Raw genomic sequence first — 2,040 nt, forward strand, 5'->3', positions numbered from 1 at the left:
GTCCCCATCGTCTAGAGGCCTAGGACATCACCCTTTCACGGTGAGTACAGGGGTTCGAATCCCCTTGGGGACGCCAGTTCAGTCTGGTGTTGTGGTTGTAAAGAAGTAGCAGTGTTTCTGCGCCCGGGGGGTATAGCTCAGCTGGGAGAGCGCTTGCATGGCATGCAAGAGGTCAGCGGTTCGATCCCGCTTACCTCCACCAACAGCGCAGAAATCACATGATAATCAAAGTCGCCTCGGGCGGCTTTTTTTATTTCCGGAATATTTTCCGTCAACCTCCTTCAATAGCATATAAGTCACAAGATATTCACAGTCGCCTTGGGCGGCTTTTTTTGTGCCTATTGGTTGCGTGGATATAACTGACAGTGTTTTGCGAAGTGGTTACATTTGGCAGGCGGCTTGATTTCATCATGCCTGCAGATAAAAATGGACCATTACACTGAGGAGACAGGATGCACCGCGTATTTGCCAGTTTTTTTCTTGCTGCCGTCATTCACGTTCCCGCGCACGCGGAGGCGCCGCCTGCGGCGAAATTCGATCCCGGTGCGCTGAAGTTGCAAAAGGGGCCGTTCAATGACGTGCTGGTGCTCGGTTCGCCCCATTTGGCGCAATTACCAGCATCGTTTGATCCGTCTCAATTGAGCTTGCTCAACGAGCGCCTGGCGGGCTGGCGGCCGGATGCGATCGCGATCGAGGCGCTTTCTGGCTTGCAATGCGCTTACTTGCGCGCCTATCCGCAGCGCTATGGCGATACGGTAAAAGCGTACTGCTATGACACTTCCGCCGCGCGGGGCGCCACGGGGCTCGATGTGGTGACGGCCACGGCGCAGGCGGAGCGTTTGCTGGCCGCCTGGCCGGTGGCGCCGTCCGCCGCCCAGCGGCGTACATTGGCTTCCCTGTTCCTGGCCGGTGGCGAGCGTGCATCGGCGCTGGTGCAATGGCTGCGCCTGCCCGTGGATGAGCGGCGCGCCGGTGATGGCGTAAGTGAGCCCTTGGCTGTGAACCTCAATTCCCTGCTGGGGCAGCGGAATGAGAGCTATCAGATTGCTGCCGTGCTGGCGGCGAAGGGCGGGCACGAGCGGGTGCATGGCATGGATGACCATACGTCCGATATGCCTGTAGGCGATGAAAAGGCGTATGCCAAGGCGATCAGGGCGGCCTGGAATAATTCCTTTTCGGCCGAGCGCAAGCGCATCCATGCCGGGTTTGAGGAGCAATTGGGTACGCCCGCCGGTGTGCTGGCGATCTATCGCGCCTATAACGGACGCGCAGAGGCGGATATTGCCTTCCGCGGCGATTTTGGCGCGGCGCTCGAAGAGCCGTCGCCGCAGCGTTATGGCCGCAACTACGTGGCATCCTGGGAGGTGCGCAACCTGCGCATGGCGTCGAATATCCGCGAAATCATGGCGGCGCGACCGGGCATGCGCGTGCTGGTCATTGTCGGCGCATCTCACAAGGGCTACCTGGAGGCGTATCTGAGCCAGATGCATGACGTGCGCATCGCCAATGCGGACGATATCTTGCGCTAAGGAATGCTTTTGTCGCGCCAGACGGTTGGCGCGGTTTTTCCTGCGTGCCCGGCGTGCTGCCGCTTCCATATCTTCCTGCCATCATCCTGTCCCCATAGGGAGCGATGATTCAAATAAGGTGGAAAAAAGAAGGCCAGCAGTTGATTTCGTGAATCGCTTCGTGTTAAACTTCGCGCACGCTTTTTTGAGGGGCTAAGCAAAGCCTTCAACGAAGAGTCCGCTGAGAGTAAAACCAGCACAGGTCCCCATCGTCTAGAGGCCTAGGACATCACCCTTTCACGGTGAGTACAGGGGTTCGAATCCCCTTGGGGACGCCAGGATTTAGTTGTAAAGCAAGAGTGCAGTGCTGAACGGGCCTGACAAGTCAGGCTTTTTTTGTTTCTGCCATCGCTGCAGTACCGGGTCGGGATGCAAAGTAATGCATTCAGGACAGATTTCTGTCCCCATCGTCTAGAGGCCTAGGACATCACCCTTTCACGGTGAGTACAGGGGTTCGAATCCCCTTGGGGAC

General features: G+C 57.7%; 1 protein-coding gene and 4 tRNA genes. All 5 read left to right on the plus strand.

The annotated features are described in order from the left end of the window. The 5 genes from IGS61_RS27610 to IGS61_RS27630 all read left to right on the plus strand — a co-directional run bounded on the left by IGS61_RS27610 (position 1) and on the right by IGS61_RS27630 (position 2,040). Positions 1 to 76 (plus strand) — tRNA-Glu (locus IGS61_RS27610). Between the two features lie 50 nt (positions 77 to 126). Beyond that, positions 127 to 202: transfer RNA gene (locus IGS61_RS27615), tRNA-Ala, on the plus strand. Positions 203 to 452: 250 nt separating this feature from the next. Then, positions 453 to 1,529, plus strand: a complete 1,077-nt coding sequence (locus IGS61_RS27620) for a DUF5694 domain-containing protein (RefSeq protein ID WP_230542491.1) — start codon at positions 453 to 455, stop codon at positions 1,527 to 1,529. Positions 1,530 to 1,770: 241 nt separating this feature from the next. After that, a tRNA-Glu gene (locus IGS61_RS27625) sits at positions 1,771 to 1,846 on the plus strand. 122 nt (positions 1,847 to 1,968) lie between these two features. Then, positions 1,969 to 2,040, plus strand: a tRNA-Glu gene (locus IGS61_RS27630).

The sequence above is a fragment of the Janthinobacterium sp. FW305-129 genome (assembly GCF_020858115.1).
Lineage (GTDB): Bacteria > Pseudomonadota > Gammaproteobacteria > Burkholderiales > Burkholderiaceae_D > Janthinobacterium.

Excerpts from the sequence above, each read along its gene's own strand:
- IGS61_RS27620 (WP_230542491.1), top strand. The coding sequence starts at position 453 with ATGCACCGCGTATTTGCCAGTTTTTTTCTTGCTGCCGTCATTCACGTT.